This is a genomic window from Tianxiuia mixotrophica, from assembly GCF_050596425.1.
GTDB lineage: Bacteria > Bacillota > Clostridia > Peptostreptococcales > Acidaminobacteraceae.
This window is the reverse complement of sequence record NZ_CP192292.1, coordinates 3,692,109-3,710,049: the sequence shown is the minus strand read 5'-3', so window position 1 is coordinate 3,710,049 and position 17,941 is coordinate 3,692,109. Positions and strand designations below refer to the sequence as shown.

Below are 17,941 nucleotides of genomic sequence, written 5' to 3'. Positions count from 1 at the left end.
ACAAAACTATTTTATAAGAGAGGGAAGTTATGCTGAAATTATTCATACTTGCAACGGTCGGAGCCCTCATTGGCTGGACGACAAATGTTATAGCTATAAAACTGCTTTTTAGACCCATTGAACCAGTCCGTATTCCACTGACAAAACTGACCTTGCAAGGTCTTATGCCGAAACGTAAGAAAGAAATCGCCAAGAACATCGGTGAGACTGTTGAAAATGAACTGATTTCTATTGAAGAGATCATCGATAAAATGATAGAAGGCTCTGACAAGACCATGATCATTGAAGCGCTTAAAAAGAGAATCATGGAGCTGGCTGAAATGAAAATGCCTCCCTTTGTGCCCTCAGCAATGAAAGGGATGATTATGAGTTTCATTGGTGACACCATTGATGAAAACGCAGATGAAATGATCAATGAAATCAGTGAAAAAATCGTCCATGAAGCCACAGAAAAGGTGAGTATTGCCCTGATCATTGAAGAGAAGATCAATGCTTTTCCATTTGAAAAATTAGAAGAAATAATTTTGAGCATTGCAAAAAAAGAACTTAAGCATATTGAGTACCTGGGCGGTTTGATCGGTTTTGTTATAGGGGTCGTTCAAGGGCTGATCATTCTTTATATATAATCTTATGAAGAACCTGGGATCATTATAAGAACATTAAAATACAAAAGCCGTTCAGTCCTGTGAGTATTACAGACTTGAACGGCTTTTTTAGGCGTATTCAAATGTGGTGTATGAAGAATGGAGCAAGTCCACCGCAAGGGTTGGAAAGGCCATTAGTCTGAGGCCACTTGACCATGCTCGATCCAGTCGATAACAGGATCAATATCAGCTTGAATGTGCTTTGCGTAAAGTGGAAGGGAAATATCTGGTTGAAGAGGGTGGTCGGTTGGCGCTTCTGAACCAGCGTACTCAAGTTTGAACCCACTTATACCAGCTTGAATGGGTAGGTGTTCAAAAACATATGAACCAGAGGCATAAAAATCCAGATTGTTGGCAACCGGTTGGCCGATGACCGTACCCAAATTATTCTCTTTCACTGTGGCTGCAAAAATTGTCGGAGCACTAATTGTGTAGTTGCTGATGGCCACATATAAATTATCTACAGAAATTGGGTCGTAGTGTTTTGTTACAACCACTGTTTCTGCTTGTTGATAGGCTTCTTTATAAAATCCAGGATATGGCGTTTTATATGTGTCTACACCAATTGCAGAGAGGATGGTATCTGTAATGTAATATTCATCCATGCCCCCTACGCTTTGTCTGACATCAATAAGCAAGTTTTGAGGTTGCATGACCCGGTATTCGTCCATAAATGCAGCCCAGACCTTTTCAAATTCAGAGACATTCATATAATTTTTTATGACAAACTGGCCTGTGGATGAAGCCTGATCAAAGTGATAGGCATAGTTGTCCTCCATAGGGAATTTGTATCGCCCCAGAGTAAGGCTGGATAATGTCTCTTGTCCCCTTCCACTAATGAACTCCAATTGAACAGTATCATTAGGACCTAGTAAACCTAAATGTTCTAAGTAGTTTTGGGTGTATAAATGGTTTGAAATGATACCGCCGTAAAGGACATTATCAAGCCCTTGTGGACTCACGCTTTTTAGGACCTCTAAAACATCAGAAACAGACTTTCCATTTATTTTTTTGACAAGACTGCCCTTTGGAATCAAAGCGTGATCATCTGCTGTGACAAGACCATCCGAAGTGAATTTGAAACGGACAGGTAGAGTTCTTTGGTCAGTGGTCATGTTTACATGAGTGTGTTCATCTCCAAGTTTTGAAACAATTTTCTTAAGGGCCCAAACAAGATCCTCTGGGCTTGTATCTTTTGTAAGAGACTGACGCAGGCTTGCGAAGTCATCAATGATTTCCTGTTTGATTTGCATATTTTTTAAACGGACCCGCTCATTATCTTGCTTGACGGCGTCCAGACTTTCAGTTTGAAGCATGGGATGCGTTTGCATGAGTGTGGCCTGGAAATTGATCAGATCATTTGTCATTTCTCCAACAGAGACTTGCCTTTCTTCCTGATTGATTATGGAGCATCCTCCCAGCAGAACTGTACTGAGAAGAATAAGGTATAGAATATGGCGTAGTTTAGCTTTTTTATCTGTCATGGTTATGTCCCCCTTCTTCATATCATACCCACTTTATACCATTATACTTGTATTCAATGTCATCGTGCAATTGCCAACTTGAAAATTTACTGAATTTATTGACAATATAAACAAATAGGCATAATATAATTATTAATATGACGCTAGGTCATAATTCAAAACGAACACATGGCAGTGAGGGAGACAAGTAATGTGGCCGGGTAACCGAAGAGAGGAATGTCGTAGGCTGAAAACATTCTGTTACAAGCTATATGAAAACCACTCCTGAGCCTTGACTGATTAACCCTATTTGTGAAAGGTCAACGTAGAGCTACGTTAAAGCCAATAAAGCTGAAGTGCTTCCTGCACTTAAGTTGGGTGGAACCGCGATAGCCTCGTCCCAATGTATCCAGATGGATATGTTGTGTGATGGGCTTTTTTATTTGAAATTTTGCAAGTGACAAGTACAGTATGAAGGAGGGAAAGATATGAGCATGATTAAAATCACTCTAAAAGATGGATCTGTCCGCGAGGTGGAAAAGGGAACGACAATATACGAACTGGCTAAGAGCATTAGTGGACGTCTTGCCAAAGAAGCTGTTGTTGGGGAAGTAAATGGTAAGACAGTGGATTTGACATACCCTTTAAATGAAGATGCAGAGGTTAACATTTTGAAGTTTGATGATGACGAAGGCGCCCACGCCTTTAGACATACAAGCTCTCACATACTCGCCCAAGCTGTTCAACGTCTGTTTCCAGGCACAAAGCTGGCCATAGGTCCGGCTATAGACAATGGCTTCTATTACGATTTCGATTCTGAACACGTATTTACTCCAGACGATCTTGAAAAAATTGAAGCGGAAATGAAAAAAATCATAAAAGAGGATTTGGAACTGGAGCGCTTTGAATTGCCAAGGGATCAGGCTCTCGATTTTGTTAAGGAAAAAGGAGAAGCGTATAAAGTTGAGCTCATAAATGATCTGCCTGAAGACTCTGTTATTTCATTTTATAAACAAGGGGAGTTCACAGACTTATGTGCAGGTTGTCACGTGACAAGCACAAAGCAGGTTAAGGCTATAAAACTTCTTTCAGTGGCAGGGGCTTACTGGAAGGGCGATGAAAAAAACAAAATGCTCCAGAGAATTTATGGAACATCCTTCCCAAAGGCCAAACTATTAAATGAGCACCTAGAAATGCTTGAAGAAGCCAAAAAAAGAGACCATAGAAAAATCGGTAAGGAACTAAAGCTGTTTGCTCTTCGTGAAGAGGGACCAGGCTTCCCATTCTTTTTACCAAACGGTATGATTGTCAAAAATGAGCTCATGGACTACTGGAGACAGGTTCATAATGCCGCTGGCTATGTGGAAGTGGAAACACCACTTATAATGAATAGAAAGCTATGGGAGACATCGGGACACTGGTATCACTACAAAGAAAATATGTACACTGTGGAAATTGATGAGGAAGACTATGCCATCAAGCCGATGAACTGTCCAGGTGGTATGCTTGTTTACGGCATGGAGATGCGGTCCTATAGAGATTTCCCACTCCGTATTGGGGAAGTTGGAAGGGTTCATAGACATGAGCTTTCAGGGGCGCTACACGGTCTCATGCGTGTACGAGCCTTCACACAGGATGACGCCCATATATTTATGTTGCCAGAGCAGATTAAAGATGAAATCAAAAATGTGGCAACACTTATTGATGAAGTTTATGCCAAATTTGGCTTTAAGTATAATGTGGAATTATCCACAAGACCTGAAAAGTCTATGGGGTCAGATGATGAATGGGATATGGCAGAGTCTGCCCTTCAAGGCGCCCTCGATGAACTGGGTCTAGATTATAAACTTAACGAAGGGGACGGTGCTTTTTACGGACCTAAAATAGATTTCCATTTGATTGATTGTCTGGGCAGGTCGTGGCAATGTGGTACAATTCAACTTGATATGCAGTTGCCACAGAGATTTGAGCTCAATTATATAGGTGCAGATGGTGAAAAGCACAAACCAATTGTTATTCATAGGGTTGTATATGGATCTATCGAACGCTTCATAGGCATCCTTATTGAACATTATGCAGGAAAGTTTCCAACATGGCTGGCACCTGTACAAGTCAAAATTCTACCAATAGCGGACAGGCATGCAGACTACGCCTATGAGCTCAAGGCTCAAATGCAAAAAGCGGGCATTCGCGTTGAAGTGGATGATAGAAGTGAGAAAATAGGCTATAAGATCCGTGAAGCTCAACTTCAAAAGAATCCGTATATGCTTATACTTGGGGACAAAGAAGTGGAAGAGAAATCAATCTCCGTGAGATCAAGGGATAAAGGGGAACTGGGGGCTCAAAACTTCGAGACATTTGTGGACGCAGTGAAAAAAGAAATAGCCAGTCGAGAGAATTGTTTATAAAAATAAAAAAAAGTGTTGACAGAAACCCTCAGCAAATATATACTATATCCGTTGCTGCTGATGATGATTAACTTGACAGAGTTGGTTTGAAGTGGTAACATTGTTGAGGTACAGTTAAAAAAAGTGAATGCATCAAGATGGAATCCGTTCCCACCATACAACAATTGAGTTCGTATGGTAACGCATTATTTTTAATGAAGGCAACAAAATGCCTATATTATGATGATTGCAAGCGGATTTTATAATCCGCTTTTTTTAATGCACAGATGACAATAAGTTCGTTGTATAGGAGGTGTACCTTATCAGAAATCGAGATCCGAGACAAGCTGGTAAAGGCCAAAAGAAAACAGAAATCAATGAAATGATTCGCGATCGTGAAATACGTGTTATTGATCAGAATGGTGAACAGCTTGGTATGATGTCTTCAAGAGACGCATACAAACTTGCACAGGAAAGTAAGCTAGATCTAGTAAAGATTGCACCACAGGCTAAACCGCCAGTGTGTAAAATCATGGACTACGGCAAGCACAAGTACGAGATGCAAAAGAAAGAAAAAGAAGCTAAGAAAAAGCAAAAAACAATTCAAATCAAAGAAGTGCGACTAAGCCTGAATATCGAACAGCATGACCTTGAAACAAAGGCAAACAATGCTAGAAAGTTTCTAAGTAAGGGAGATAAAGTTAAAGTCTCTCTAAGATTTAAGGGCCGTGAAATGGGTCACACAAGACTTGGTTATGATGTGTTCAATAAATTTGCTGAGACAATTGCTGAAGAAGGTAAGATGGAGGGTCGACCTAAATTGGAAGGCCGCCAAATGATCGTATTCTTTGTACCAGCTCAAAAATAATTTATTCGTCTATTGAAAGGAGGAGCAGTCATGCCTAAGATGAAAACGCACAGAGGTGCTGCTAAAAGAGTTAAATTAACTGCCAAAGGTGGTTTAAAAAGAGGTCACGCTTACACAAGCCATATCCTTACTAAGAAGTCACCAAAGAGAAAGAGAAATCTAAGAAAATCTTCTATGGTTTCTAAAGGCGATATGAAGAGAGTACGTAAGCTACTTCCATACCTGTAAAATAAACTACCGAAGGAGGTTAAACCATGAGAATTAAAGGTGCGGTTAACGCAAAGAAAAAGCATAAGAAAGTTCTAAAACTAGCTAAAGGTTTCTACGGCGCAAAGAGCAAAATCTTCAGATGTGCTCAACCAGCTGTTATGAGATCTCTACGTTCAGCATACATTGGTCGTAAACTTAAGAAGAGAGATTTCAGAAGACTTTGGATCGCTCGTATCAACGCTGCTACAAGAATGCATGATCTATCTTACTCAAAGTTCATGCACGGCCTAAAGCTAGCTGAGATCGACATCAACAGAAAGATGCTTTCTGAAATGGCTATCCATGACCCAGAAGGTTTCGCTAAGCTTGTTGAAGCTGCAAAAGCTAAGCTAAGTGCATAATTATAATGTATATTAAACCCACTCTTCGGAGTGGGTTTTTCGACTATTTAGACTAAAGTAAGAACTGGCGTCATGAAAACGTCCATGTTTGAGCGTGAAACAGAGGATGAAAATGCGTTTTAAGCAAATCATAAGACTGATAAGCATGGGGCTTATTTTTGTGATTTTATCATCGATGATGGTTATTGTTTTGCCGGAAAAGTATACGACAGATAGCCGTACAGATGTTACAGTTATAAACCTTGAAGGCTTCAAGCCAAACTGGAGTTTGGAAGGCTTTTCAAGGTGGACCAAAAAGACCTTGTCAAGCGCAGGCAAGCGTCTTGATTTAGACCTTGATTTAGACGGCCTTTTAGGGGGCGTGACTGATAGTGAAAGCCTGCAAGGGGTCGATAATGATCAGATTCAAGAGTTGGATCTCAACTTGGCCACCTATGACTTAACCACATATTATAAAAGTGCATCAGGTAAAACCGGTCAGGCCCTTAAAGTGGCTTTAAACGATATTATAGATAACCATGAAGAACTGTCCTATAAAGAAGTTTGGGACGCATTAAAAGTGATTGATGAAGACCCCTTGAATGAAAACAACGTGATTTTGATTTATACGGGGAAGTCTGTTCCGAAATCGTCAAATGGAACAGGGCGCGACGACTGGAACAGAGAACATGTCTGGGCAAAATCTCATGGAGATTTCGGCACACGCCTTGGGGCGGGAACGGATCTGCATCATATTAAGCCGGCTGATGTGACTGTGAATTCCAGTCGTAACAACAAAAATTTTGATGACAGTGATGGACCCCATCATGAAGCCCTTTTGTGCCGTCATGATTCAGACTCCTTTGAACCAAGGGATTCTGTCAAGGGGGATGTGTCAAGAATGATTTTCTATATGGCTGTACGCTATGAAGGAGAACATGGGGATCCTGACTTGGAGTTGGTAGAGTATATGAACGAAACCAAATCTCCCCATCATGGCAAGTTGTCCACCCTTCTATTGTGGCATAAAGAGGATCCTGTCAGCGATTTTGAGCGCAGAAGAAACAACTTGATATATGAAAAGTATCAAGGCAACCGCAATCCATTTATTGACCATCCTGAATGGGTGGAAGAAATTTGGGGACAAGCTTCATAAAGCAAGAACATGGAAATCCACCATAACAAGACAAAACCGCTTAAATCATGTATTATAATACGTGATTTAAGCGGTTTTTTTATGCGTTTATCTATCGAAATTTCTTGTAAGGACTTATCCTTCTTTTACTATCATGCTAAAATCGGTTTCTTATATAATAGTTGTTACTTACTATAATAGTTGTTATTTAAGCATGGATTCAAGGAACCAAAGATTCTTGGCATAGTCTGCAACATGGTCTTCAAATAGAGCAACTGTAACAAAGTCATTGTCTTCGTCAGCGAGATTACGAATCTCAGTGGCTAAGGTTTTCATATGTTCAAGGTCAGACTTAACAATTTCAAGAACTTCTTTTCTAGCAAATGCTTTCGGTTCCACTTCATCAATGGTTGCAGCTTCAATATAAGCTTTCGTTGTTGCAAGTGGCATGTGTCCAAGAATTTTAATTTGTTCAGCCACATCATCGAATTTTGCAAAAGCATCATCATAAAGTTCTTCCGTAAATTTATGGACAGGCATGAACTGCACGCCGATGACATTCCAGTGTAGGTTGTGAAGCTTATTGTTTAAAATAGCTAGGTTTGCAACATATGTGTTCATTTGATTAATCTTTTTCATAATTTCCTCCATTCGATTGATTTTAATTTAACTTTGTAATCATTACATTTTTATCTTGACTACATAATATGATATAATGATAAAAAATGAAAGAAACAATTTTGTTTCTTACAAGATGAGCCACCATGTTTCGTGATGTAAAATTAAACTTCACATGAAGCAGAGTCTACATAATATTTAGATTGGATTGGTGTCATAAGGAGGCTGAAATGAAGCATATGAGTGAAGGCTTTGAACTTATCCATGAACTGGTCAAGCATAGATGGATACCAGAAATCATTGGATCGATTGCCAGCGGACATGAAAACTACAGTGATATACTAGAGGATCATGAGTTTTTAAGCCGAACTGAGCTCAACCGAAAATTGTCCCTGCTACTGGAAAAAAACGTTGTTGAAAAAGAGGTCTTAGAGAATAGATCTTACTATAAACTCTTGGAATTCGGCGAAGATTTAGACCACATATTTAAGCATTTTGCTGATATAGGGAGTAAATATATATGAAAATATTGGGTATACTTCGAAATATAACTATGATCTGGATATATGGGAGACAGTATTTTCATTAGCAGAAATAATAGAGGACTATATTTAGGAGGACCATATGAAACATTGTTACAAATGTAAGTTGGTTTATGACGAGCATGCAAAGAAGTGTGATAGATGTGAAGGTCACTTGACTCATTACGAGCCAGGACATGACATTGACGATATGAATATTGTCTTTCCAGAAGGTGCAAAGTGGGTCATTCTAGAAACATTAGTGGAAGAGTATGTGGCCCAGTCCCATGTGGACTATTTGAAATCACGCCATATTCCTGCCCTAAAAGTTATCAATCAAAAAGGGGTGCTGTCAGAAATCTATCTTGGCAAGTCCGTTTTTGGATATGATGTTTTCGTGCCAGAAAAGATTTTTGATGAAGCCAAAGAAAAGTTGGAGGCATACTTAGAAGCGCCTTATGAGCCTGAAAATTTTGAGGATGATGAAGATGCCGACAAGTTATGATCCAAATGAGGATTATAGGGAGATAGAGAACAAAGACCTTCAACAAATAAAATATGAATCAATAAAAAATGAAATGGGCAGTGAGACCTTCACCAATCAAATTTGGTGGAAGGACTTCTTATTCGGTGTAGGCGGGTGCCTCATAGTATACTATGCCAACAAACAGTTTCTTGCGACCTATCATCTGGATGGATATCCCTATAAAATGCTGTGGGCAGTCCTCCATCCCATAGGTTTAATTATGGGCATAAGGTTGCCTATTGGTCTATATAAATTAAGCAAACGATTGAGAGGACGTTAAAGACCCTACTGAGGAGTGGGGTTCTTTTATAGAGTAGACAAGAGGGGAGGGCTGTGAAGTGGAATACACATTAAAAGAAATGCAGAAAATTATTGCTGATATTTTTTCAAGTCCTCTTTGCAGAATTGTTCCCATAGGAAACCACGATTTAAATAGGCACTTGGTATACAAGGTCATGCTCCCAGAAGATACTTATGTGGTCAAATTTTATTACAAATGGAACAGACGTAACCGGGAAATTGCCGCCCACAAAGTCCTTGAATCAATAACAGATGTGAAAATTCCAAAGATGATCAATTACGGGACTCTGGAAGATGGCAGGGAGTGGATGGCCTATGAGTCTGTTGAAGGTCACATGATGGAAGACATTCAACCTGACCTTGACGCATATGAAATGGACAGACTCTTTGAGGAAATGGGAGAGCAACTGGGGAAAATTCATAGTGCAAAACAATTCAATTATTTTGGTGACTGGGACCAAAACGGCAATAGAATTCATGATGTCATCAGTTTTAAGCACTGTTTTATCAGGCGGCAAGAGTCCCATGTACAAACCATGAGAAAATTTGCATTGCCTGAAAAAAGAATGTTAGAATCAGCCATTTCCCTTATGCGAGAACTCTACTGCATTCTCGATCCCGTTCATGAGTCAAGACTTTGTCACAGGGATTTTGATGGTCGAAATATCCTTATTGTGAAAGGCCGTCACAGGTGGGAAATCAGTGCTATTATTGACTTTGAGCAGTCCTCTCCATACTACACAGGTATGGATATAGTCAATTTGTATAGAAAGTATTTCATAGACAATCCGTCCTATGAAATGGCATTTTTCAGGGGCTACGAAAAGCACCATAAACTCGACCCATATTTCATGGGATTAAGAGACTACCTCTTATTATGTCTGGGAATTGCCATTTGTTCTTGGTCTTATGACGATGCACGCCCCCATTACTATGAGGGCATTCGGATTCTTGAATTTCTTAGAACCCACAGTCGGCTGGAGTTTTAAATGGTGGTGGAACTTAAGCCTGAACCCACCGCATAAGAGCACCGATAATTGTTGGTAAAACTGTAATGACAGTTAGCAGGCGCATTAGATGTAGAAGGGCTACAGTGGGGGTGTCGGCACCATAAGCCCCTGAAATCAGGGTCATGTCTGTCAAGCCACCTGGCGATACGCTAAAGAGTGCTGTTGTCAAATCAAGCCCTGTTAGTTTTGAAAGGGTAAAGCCAAGAATGACACTAAAAAGGGTTAAACCAACAACGACGATCATGGCAGGAAAAATTAAGTTTTTAAGTCCATTGATTGTCTCCATTGAAAAGTTAAGACCCAGCATGCCACCTACAAAAATTTGAGCCATGATACGAAAGGAATAGGGCAGGTCGCCACGGCCTGACCCTATTTTTAAGGCTGCCACTGCAATCATGGCACCAATAAGAGCGCCGGCAGGTATTTTGAGTTTGAGTCCAATTAAGCCACCAGCAAAGGCAACAATGAGTGTTAGTAATATGTCCATCTTCTTTCCTCCAATCTCGAGCTGAGGTCTTATCAAAATTATCGCATACATCATAACATAGATAAGCCCGCCTGTCTCAGTTACGAATTCGTAATGAAAATGGGAAAATGACGAAAAACGAATGAAATACATTAAAAATACTTTACATAATTTAAACTTAATCTTACAATAATGACATACAGGGTACGGTATACCGTATCCCGGAGGTGAAAATATGCAAAATTATGAAGTTGCATCTCTGGGCATGCGGGCTATTTTGTACGAAGTAAGTGTGACCCCAAAACCAGGACTGGTTGATAAAAGCAATTCTGGCGCACACAATGACATGAATTTCTACACATTTTTGGCCAGTGCATCTGCACTTAGTCAGGGCCTATATGAAATTGCCGATTTGGCTGGCAATTGGCGAGCGGATTCACTCCGGGCGTTGTTTGACAGCATAAGACCAATCGGCATAAACATGGAAAAAGCCATGTTTGAGGCCACTGGAGGCGTAAACACACACAAGGGTATGATTTTTAACATGGGGATTTTGGTTGCAGCTGCAGCCTATCTGACATCTAAAAAGTCTTGTGTAACCGTGACGGCTGAGGCCCTTTCGGAAATCGTTTCCACAATGACAAGTGGTATTTGCGCCCATGAGTTGGGAAAAAAGGGTGCCAAGACTTATGGAGAAAAACTCTATATGGAATATGGCATTAAGGGTATACGTGGCGAAGCAGAGTCTGGTTATAAGACTGTCCTCGAAACAGCAGTGCCAGTTTACCGAACTCAACGGCTTTCAAGAAATGACCTTTGCATTCAAATGCTTTTTGCCCTTATGACAAAATGTGAAGATAGCAATGTTCTGGCAAGACATAATATGGACAAGTTAAAGCAAGTGAAAATGTGTGCCTCAGGCTTTTTAGCAGCTGGAGGTGTTCGCCAGCCAGACGCCTATGAGCAACTGGTTGAAATGGACAAGCTTTTTATAAAAGAAAGAGTCAGTCCAGGTGGCAGTGCAGATTTACTGGCAGTCAGCATATTTATGGCCATGTTGGAAGGTTATATAGATTAAAATCAAATGAATATAATACTGACGGTTATGAAGAATTGAAGTATCAAGTCTAAATGAAGGTCAGCATCAGGTTATCATCCGATAATCAGATGCTGACCTTTTTTGATTGTACAAACAGGCGGGGGTCATATGGAAAAGCTACGAATTGAGCGCGTATACACCATTGATAAAGAGCAAATGAAAAAAGTAAAAGCGTTTTTGAGAAAACATGGCCTAGACCTTGAACTGCCAGTGACAAGCTTGTTTGTGGCAAAAGTGGATTCGATAATTGTCGGGACAGGGGCTATTGACGCAGGCATCATAAAAATGCTGTCCGTAGATGAAGACTACAGAGGCACAAACCTGATCGGTCGCCTTTTATCCACACTCATGCATGAAGGTTTTCAAATGGGGCAAGATCATCTGTTTATATACACAAAGCCAGAAAGTGTGGAAACATTTGTGCACTTAGGGTTTTATCTAATATCAAAAACGGATCATGTTGCACTGCTTGAAAATAAAGAAGATGGTATCAGGGCACATTTACAGCCCCTTATAGTATCAGCAAGCAAGTCGATAAAAGGCCGTCATATAGAAGACTGTCAAAATGAAAAAATTGAAAAGCCAAAAAGTATAGGTGCTGTCGTGGTCAACTGCAACCCCTTCACGTATGGCCATCAGCACCTTATTGAAACAGCTTCATCAAGCGTGGATCTTCTTTATGTCTTTGTACTTAGTGAAGACAGATCCACCTTTCCCTTTGAAGCCAGATATAAATTGGTTCAAGAAGGCACCAGTCACCTAAAGAATGTCATAGTTCATCCAAGCGGGCCATACATGGTGAGTCAGGCAACTTTTCCAACTTACTTTCTTGGAGAAAACAAAGACAAGATTATGACACAAACGGAACTGGATGCAAAAATTTTCGCAGAGTCTGTGGCACAGGTTTTAGGCATACAAGTTCGCTTTCTTGGAAAAGAACCCTATAACCCAGTCACCGAAAAATATAATGAGGCATTAGAAAACGTTCTCTCGGAGTATGACATTCAAGTAAAAATCATCGAGAGAAAAAGCCACCAGTCAAGGGCTATAAGTGCATCAGATGTGCGGGCCTATATTGGATCAGGCCAACTTGAAAAGGCTAAAGCCCTTGTCCCACAAAGTACGTGGAAGTATTTAATATCAGATGAAGCTTGTCCTGTTATAAAAAAGATACAGTCTCATGTTCATCTGCATAAGAGAGTTTAGATACAGGAGGAAAGACTATGGAGATCAAGCGCCCTGCAGTAGCGGGCACCTTAGAGTCTAGTGACGTTCAAGTGAGTGTGAGACCCACTTCAGAAAAAGAAAATAGAATAAGCATCAATAGCCCTGTAAAAGTCCAGTTTGGACATCTTATAGAAGCTGTTGTCTTAAAAGTCCTAAAGACCCTTTCAGTAGAGGGGGCAGAAGTCATAATCAATGATAGGGGTGCTCTTGATGCAACAATTGCAGCTCGCCTTCAAACAGCAGTGATGCGAGCTTCAGAAGAAGAAACTATGGACTGGGAGGTTGCACAAACATGGAAAAGTTAAGACGCACAATGCTTTATGTGCCAGGAAATAACCCAGGTATGCTTGCTGATTCAGGCATTTACGGCGCTGACTCTCTTATGTTTGACCTAGAGGACTCAGTCTCGCTAAGTGAAAAGGATTCAGCCCGCATCATGGTCTTCCATGCCATTCAAAATTTTGACTATGGAGATACAGAACTTGTTGTCAGAATCAATGGACTGGACAGTCCTTTTGGAAAACACGATGTTGACGCAATGGTTAAGGCGGGTGTGCATGTTATAAGACTGCCTAAAACAGAAACAGCTCAGGATGTCATAGATGTTGAGGCCCTTATTGAAGAAGCTGAAAAGAAGTATGGCCGACAAGTGGGATCAACGGGCATGATGGCTGCTATTGAAGGTCCTTTGGGCGCCATGAATGCCTACGCTATTGCCACAGCTTCAAAAAGGCTGATCGGTATAGCCATCGGTGCTGAAGACTATGTCACAAGTATGAAAACAAAGCGCTATCCAGACGGTATGGAAATTTTAGCAGCTAGGGGACAAATCGTTATGGCGGCCAGAGCAGCAGGTATAGCCGCGCTGGATACGGTTTATTCAAATGTGGATAATATGCAAGGCTTCATTCAAGAAGTTAAACTCATAAAACAACTTGGTTTTGATGGGAAATCTGTCATCAACCCAAGACAGATTGAGCCTGTACACAGCATTTTCTCACCAGATGCCCACGAGGTCGAAGAAGCTAAGCAAGTCATATACGGCATCATAGAAGCGCAGAGAAATGGTTCAGGTGTTATTTCAGTAAATGGAAAAATGGTAGACAAGCCTATTGTAGAAAGAGCAGAACGTGTTCTAGAACTGGCAGGTATAGACAAGGAGGCGATTATAAATGAAGCCTTGGCGGGATAGACTGGCACTGGCAAATAGCCTTCGCAGTGATGACAAGAAATTTATTGGGACCAGGGGTCTGGATCCTACAGGTAGAAAAGCCGCACCACTGAACAAATGTGTTCGTACAGGTGACAATAAAATGTGCACATCCATAAAGGATGCCATTTTGAAAACAGGTCTTAAAAGCGGTATGACAATATCCTTCCACCATCATTTTAGGGGTGGGGATATGGTGCTCAACCAAGTCATGCGTGAAATTGCAGACCTAGGAATTAGAGATATTACAATTGTGCCAAGCTCCTTGCTGGGGGTACATGCTCCCCTTGTAGACCATATTAAAAGTGGTGTTGTAAGCAAGATTCACACAAGTGGTCTAAGAGGCCATCTTGCAGAGGAAATTTCAGCGGGTCTTATGGATGAGCCTGTTGTGATCAGGTCCCATGGAGGTCGAGCAAGAGCTATCGAATCAGGAGAAATCCGTATTGATGTGGCCTTCCTTGGTGCATCCTCTTGTGACTCTTATGGCAATGCCAATGGTGTTAAGGGAAAGGCAAAATGTGGGTCTATGGGATACGCCATGGTAGATGCACAGTATGCAGACCAAGTGGTTATGATCACGGACAATCTTGTGGACTATCCCAACATGCCTGCAAGCATTAAACAGCAAGATGTTGACTATGTGGTTGAAGTGGAGGCCATAGGAGATCCAAATAAGATTTCATCAGGCGCAACTCGATTTACAAAAAATCCAAAAGATTTACAAATTGCAAGAACGGCTGCAAAGGTTATTGAAGCCTCACCATATTTTAAAGATGGTTTCTCTTATCAGACAGGGTCTGGCGGTGCATCTCTAGCTGTTACTAGATTCTTAAAGAGTCATATGGAGCACAGTGGCCTCAAGATGCAGTTTGCCCTAGGGGGTATCACTCAACCCCTTGTTGATCTTTATAGAGAGGGCTATATAAAGCATATGTTTGACACACAAACATTTGACCTAGCCGCTATTGACTCCATTGTAAACTGTCCTGACCACCATGAGATATCGGCATCTCAATATGCCAATATGCATACAAAGGGCAGTGTGACAACCAAACTAGATATTGTTGTTCTAAGTGCTCTTGAAATTGACACAGACTTTAATGTGAATGTACTGACTGCCTCAGATGGAACCCTTATGGGGGCCTCTGGTGGTCATAGCGATACAGCGGAGTGCGCTCAAATGACAGTGGTGGTTGCCCCACTTGTTCGAGGACGCATCCCAACTGTTGTCAAAGAGGTTCAGACTGTTATCACACCTGGAGAATCTGTAGATGTACTTGTAACGGAGCGTGGTGTGGCTGTCAACCCGAGACGAAAAGACCTAATTGAAGCCTTTGAAAGTGTTGGAATGCCTCTGGTAAGCATCGAAACCCTGAGAGAAAAGGCAGTAGACATCGTAGGTAAACCAGCAGAAATCCCTTATACAGATAAAGTGGTCGGTGTTGTAGAATACCGAGATGGATCATGGATGGATGTGATTTATGGTGTCAACAGAAAAAGCACTGAAAATTCTTAAAGCAAGAGAAAATCGCTCTAAGAAATATAAACAATTTAATGAAATATACCAAGGAACAATTCTAGCACTAACTATGAATATCCCTGGTGCCTATAAAAAGACTAAAAGTGCCTTGAAGGCCTTTGATGAGGGTCTAAAAAGTATGAACAAACTTCTCTCCTCCAGGCGTGTGAATGTTCTCAAGCATGAAACAAGCATAACGGATGATGGTCCAGAAGCTTGCTGGGTCATTGACACGCCTCCCATTTCCTTAAAGTCTTGGGCGGTGGAATTGGAAGAGACCCATCCCCTAGGCAGATTATTTGACTTTGATGTTTTAAATGAAGACCTGCGTCCCCTTCACAGGGAAAACACAGGTGGCCTGCCTAGAAGATGTTTTATATGTAATGAACCAGCGCATATGTGTGCGAGAAGCCAGAAGCATGATTACAAGGACTTGCACAAGAAGATTGACAAGATGGTTGATGCATATTATTCAAGTGACCAAAACAAATCACCTTGGGAGGTGACAACACATGCTTAATCCAGAACTCATTGCAGGGGACTTAGATTTTAGTGGCAGCAAAACAATACGTGAAACAATCTATCTGGCTATTAAACAGGCCATTCTCGATGGCAAGCTGGCTGTTGGAGAACGGATTGTTGAAAAAACATTTGCTGAGGCCTTTCGAGTGAGCCGCACACCGGTTCGTGAAGCTTTAAGAAGACTGGAAACAGAAGGTCGTGTGGAATACATCCCCCGCACAGGCGTGGTGGTTTCAGGCATCACGAAATCAGATGTGGTTGAAGTTTACAAAATCAGAAAATCTCTTGAAGCCCTCATCCTGGAAGAAGTGGTTAAAAACATTGGCTCTGCCGACCTTGTCCGCCTTGAAAATGTCATGGACATTTCAAGACAAGATGTAAAGAGCGAGGCTGTCAGTGAAATCATGGACCATTATGAAACCTTTAATGGCATTCTTCATGAAGTGGCTCAAATGCCGAGGGTTTCAACAGTTCTTAGCCAAATCAAGGAATATGTTTTCAGATTTAGACGCATATCCGCATCAAAAGAGAGCAGACGTAAAGAAGTGGCACAGGAACATCAACTGATTTTAGAAGCCATCAAGGCTGGAGATGTTGTCAAAGCCGTAACACTCAATGACGCCCATCTTGAAAGATCGCTGGATGTCATATTGAGAGAATTGTTTTAAGCAATAACATCGTGTAAAAATCCAAAGGATTTTTTTATAATTTGCATGCCCAGTGGTGTTAGGGTCATGCAAAAGTGGAACCTAAACAAGGGGGAGTTAAAATGATCAAAAAGTGGATGAAGCGTGCACTGCTTGTCATGACGACAGCAGCGCTACTAACTGGTTGTGCAGCACCAGCAAATGAGAGTGCGGGTTCAGGGGATGCAGATGCCTATCCATCAGGAAACATGGATCTTGTATGTCCAGGTGGCGCAGGTGGCGGTTGGGATTTAACAATCCGTACAACAGCCAAAGTGCTTGCAGACGAAGGTCTTGTAGATGTAGCAATGCCTGTTACAAACAAACCGGGTGGCGGTGGTGGCGTAACGCTATCATATCTACAAACTAAAGACGGTGAAGACGACACAATCTCTGTGTATTCTCCGCCACTGCTTCTGATTAATCTGAATGGTTCATCAGAATACAGTTATGAGGACACAACACCTCTTGCAAGACTTATTGCAGATTACGGAGCATTTGTTGTTGCTAAGGATTCTAAGTTCCAATCAATCAATGAAGTCATTGATGCATTAAAGGCTGATCCAAAGAGTGTGAAAATCGGTGGTGCTTCAGCGGTTGGTTCTATGGACCACATTCAGTTTCTCATGATCGCTAAAGCGGCAGGTATTGAAAATGTTAAAGACATTGACTATGTATCATTCCAAGATGGTGGGGCAACTGCACAGGTTCTAGGTGGACATGTTGACTTACTATCGACAGGTCTTGGTGATGTTGAAGGTCTTATTGAATCAGGTGACCTAAGAGTGCTGGCACACACTGCTGACAAGCGTGTAGGCGAGGGCACTATGGCAGAAATTCCAACAGTACAGGAGCAAGGTATTGATGCAACATTTATCAACTGGAGAGGTATTTTTGGACCTCCAAACATGCCAGAACACGCTGTAAAGTACTGGGAAGAAAAGCTAGGCCAAATGGTTGAAACTGAAGGATGGAAAGACGCGCTCGCTAAAAATGGCTGGGACTCAATCTATCTAAACAGCTCTGATTTTAAGGCATTCCTAGACAAGACAAACGAAGAATACAAGGGCATCCTAGAAGATATAGGTATGCTTTCTAACTAATGAAACTGCGACCCCATCATGGGGTGGGGTCGCTTATCTTTAAT

Annotated in this window: 21 protein-coding genes and 1 other annotated feature; of the genes, 18 read left to right on the top strand and 3 right to left on the bottom strand. The window is 41.3% G+C overall.

Features of this window, described 5'->3' with window-relative positions; genetic code table 11:
* Positions 1-29: 29 nt before the first annotated feature.
* Positions 30-626 carry a DUF445 domain-containing protein gene (locus ACQ4KW_RS16475; RefSeq protein ID WP_430883534.1) on the top strand — a complete coding sequence of 199 codons (597 nt, stop codon included), beginning with the start codon at positions 30-32 and terminating at the stop codon, positions 624-626.
* A gap of 152 nt (positions 627-778) precedes the next feature.
* Here the strand turns inward: ACQ4KW_RS16475 and ACQ4KW_RS16470 are convergent, their stop codons facing one another.
* The gene (locus ACQ4KW_RS16470) at positions 779-2,128 is read right to left on the bottom strand and encodes a S41 family peptidase (protein ID WP_430883533.1); all 1,350 of its coding nucleotides are present in this window, start codon (positions 2,126-2,128) and stop codon (positions 779-781) included.
* A 165-nt stretch (positions 2,129-2,293) separates the two neighbouring features.
* Positions 2,294-2,513 (top strand) — a binding site (T-box leader).
* An 88-nt stretch (positions 2,514-2,601) separates the two neighbouring features.
* On the opposite strand from ACQ4KW_RS16470, the gene thrS reads away from it, so the two are divergent.
* The 5 genes from thrS to ACQ4KW_RS16445 all read left to right on the top strand — a co-directional run bounded on the left by thrS (position 2,602) and on the right by ACQ4KW_RS16445 (position 7,108).
* Positions 2,602-4,515, top strand: a complete 1,914-nt coding sequence (gene thrS / locus ACQ4KW_RS16465; RefSeq protein WP_430886592.1) for a threonine--tRNA ligase — start codon at positions 2,602-2,604, stop codon at positions 4,513-4,515.
* Positions 4,516-4,876: 361 nt separating this feature from the next.
* Complete coding sequence (gene infC / locus ACQ4KW_RS16460) at positions 4,877-5,362, top strand: translation initiation factor IF-3 (protein ID WP_430886591.1); 486 nt, start codon at positions 4,877-4,879, stop codon at positions 5,360-5,362.
* A 30-nt stretch (positions 5,363-5,392) separates the two neighbouring features.
* The gene (rpmI, locus tag ACQ4KW_RS16455) at positions 5,393-5,590 is read left to right on the top strand and encodes a 50S ribosomal protein L35 (RefSeq protein WP_430883532.1); all 198 of its coding nucleotides are present in this window, start codon (positions 5,393-5,395) and stop codon (positions 5,588-5,590) included.
* A 26-nt stretch (positions 5,591-5,616) separates the two neighbouring features.
* Positions 5,617-5,973 carry a 50S ribosomal protein L20 gene (rplT, locus tag ACQ4KW_RS16450; RefSeq protein ID WP_430883531.1) on the top strand — a complete coding sequence of 119 codons (357 nt, stop codon included), beginning with the start codon at positions 5,617-5,619 and terminating at the stop codon, positions 5,971-5,973.
* A 112-nt stretch (positions 5,974-6,085) separates the two neighbouring features.
* Positions 6,086-7,108, top strand: a complete 1,023-nt coding sequence (locus ACQ4KW_RS16445; protein WP_430883530.1) for an endonuclease I family protein — start codon at positions 6,086-6,088, stop codon at positions 7,106-7,108.
* Between the two features lie 183 nt (positions 7,109-7,291).
* On the opposite strand, the gene ACQ4KW_RS16440 is transcribed toward ACQ4KW_RS16445, so the two are convergent.
* A complete protein-coding gene (locus tag ACQ4KW_RS16440) occupies positions 7,292-7,726 on the bottom strand; it encodes a Dps family protein (protein WP_430883529.1) in 435 nt (144 codons plus the stop codon).
* Between the two features lie 209 nt (positions 7,727-7,935).
* On the opposite strand from ACQ4KW_RS16440, the gene ACQ4KW_RS16435 reads away from it, so the two are divergent.
* The 4 genes from ACQ4KW_RS16435 (at position 7,936) to ACQ4KW_RS16420 (ending at position 10,041) form a co-directional block, all read left to right on the top strand.
* Positions 7,936-8,229: a winged helix-turn-helix transcriptional regulator gene (locus tag ACQ4KW_RS16435; protein WP_430883528.1), complete on the top strand. Its 294-nt coding sequence runs from the start codon at positions 7,936-7,938 to the stop codon at positions 8,227-8,229.
* Between the two features lie 100 nt (positions 8,230-8,329).
* Positions 8,330-8,731 (top strand): hypothetical protein, encoded by a 402-nt coding sequence (locus ACQ4KW_RS16430; protein WP_430883527.1) that lies wholly within the window; start codon positions 8,330-8,332, stop codon positions 8,729-8,731.
* Entirely contained in the window at positions 8,715-9,032 is a 318-nt protein-coding gene (locus ACQ4KW_RS16425) for a hypothetical protein (protein WP_430883526.1), read from the top strand. Before ACQ4KW_RS16430 ends, ACQ4KW_RS16425 begins: the two co-directional genes overlap by 17 nt.
* 58 nt (positions 9,033-9,090) lie before the next feature.
* Positions 9,091-10,041 carry a phosphotransferase family protein gene (locus ACQ4KW_RS16420; protein ID WP_430883525.1) on the top strand — a complete coding sequence of 317 codons (951 nt, stop codon included), beginning with the start codon at positions 9,091-9,093 and terminating at the stop codon, positions 10,039-10,041.
* 13 nt (positions 10,042-10,054) lie between these two features.
* Here the strand turns inward: ACQ4KW_RS16420 and ACQ4KW_RS16415 are convergent, their stop codons facing one another.
* The gene (locus ACQ4KW_RS16415) at positions 10,055-10,549 is read right to left on the bottom strand and encodes an AbrB family transcriptional regulator (RefSeq protein ID WP_430883524.1); all 495 of its coding nucleotides are present in this window, start codon (positions 10,547-10,549) and stop codon (positions 10,055-10,057) included.
* Between the two features lie 214 nt (positions 10,550-10,763).
* On the opposite strand from ACQ4KW_RS16415, the gene citG reads away from it, so the two are divergent.
* The 8 genes from citG to ACQ4KW_RS16375 all read left to right on the top strand — a co-directional run bounded on the left by citG (position 10,764) and on the right by ACQ4KW_RS16375 (position 17,897).
* Entirely contained in the window at positions 10,764-11,606 is an 843-nt protein-coding gene (citG, locus tag ACQ4KW_RS16410; RefSeq protein ID WP_430883523.1) for a triphosphoribosyl-dephospho-CoA synthase CitG, read from the top strand.
* Positions 11,607-11,735: 129 nt separating this feature from the next.
* A complete protein-coding gene (citC, locus tag ACQ4KW_RS16405) occupies positions 11,736-12,833 on the top strand; it encodes a [citrate (pro-3S)-lyase] ligase (RefSeq protein WP_430883522.1) in 1,098 nt (365 codons plus the stop codon).
* A gap of 17 nt (positions 12,834-12,850) precedes the next feature.
* Positions 12,851-13,159 carry a citrate lyase acyl carrier protein gene (gene citD, locus ACQ4KW_RS16400; protein ID WP_430883521.1) on the top strand — a complete coding sequence of 103 codons (309 nt, stop codon included), beginning with the start codon at positions 12,851-12,853 and terminating at the stop codon, positions 13,157-13,159.
* Complete coding sequence (gene citE, locus ACQ4KW_RS16395) at positions 13,147-14,046, top strand: citrate (pro-3S)-lyase subunit beta (RefSeq protein WP_430883520.1); 900 nt, start codon at positions 13,147-13,149, stop codon at positions 14,044-14,046. The genes citD and citE overlap by 13 nt, the downstream gene beginning before the upstream one ends.
* Positions 14,027-15,583 carry a citrate lyase subunit alpha gene (gene citF, locus ACQ4KW_RS16390; protein ID WP_430883519.1) on the top strand — a complete coding sequence of 519 codons (1,557 nt, stop codon included), beginning with the start codon at positions 14,027-14,029 and terminating at the stop codon, positions 15,581-15,583. Before citE ends, citF begins: the two co-directional genes overlap by 20 nt.
* Positions 15,549-16,106 (top strand): citrate lyase holo-[acyl-carrier protein] synthase, encoded by a 558-nt coding sequence (gene citX, locus ACQ4KW_RS16385; RefSeq protein ID WP_430883518.1) that lies wholly within the window; start codon positions 15,549-15,551, stop codon positions 16,104-16,106. Before citF ends, citX begins: the two co-directional genes overlap by 35 nt.
* Entirely contained in the window at positions 16,099-16,776 is a 678-nt protein-coding gene (locus ACQ4KW_RS16380; RefSeq protein ID WP_430883517.1) for a GntR family transcriptional regulator, read from the top strand. The genes citX and ACQ4KW_RS16380 overlap by 8 nt, the downstream gene beginning before the upstream one ends.
* 101 nt (positions 16,777-16,877) lie before the next feature.
* The gene (locus tag ACQ4KW_RS16375; RefSeq protein ID WP_430883516.1) at positions 16,878-17,897 is read left to right on the top strand and encodes a Bug family tripartite tricarboxylate transporter substrate binding protein; all 1,020 of its coding nucleotides are present in this window, start codon (positions 16,878-16,880) and stop codon (positions 17,895-17,897) included.
* Positions 17,898-17,941 lie beyond the last annotated feature (44 nt).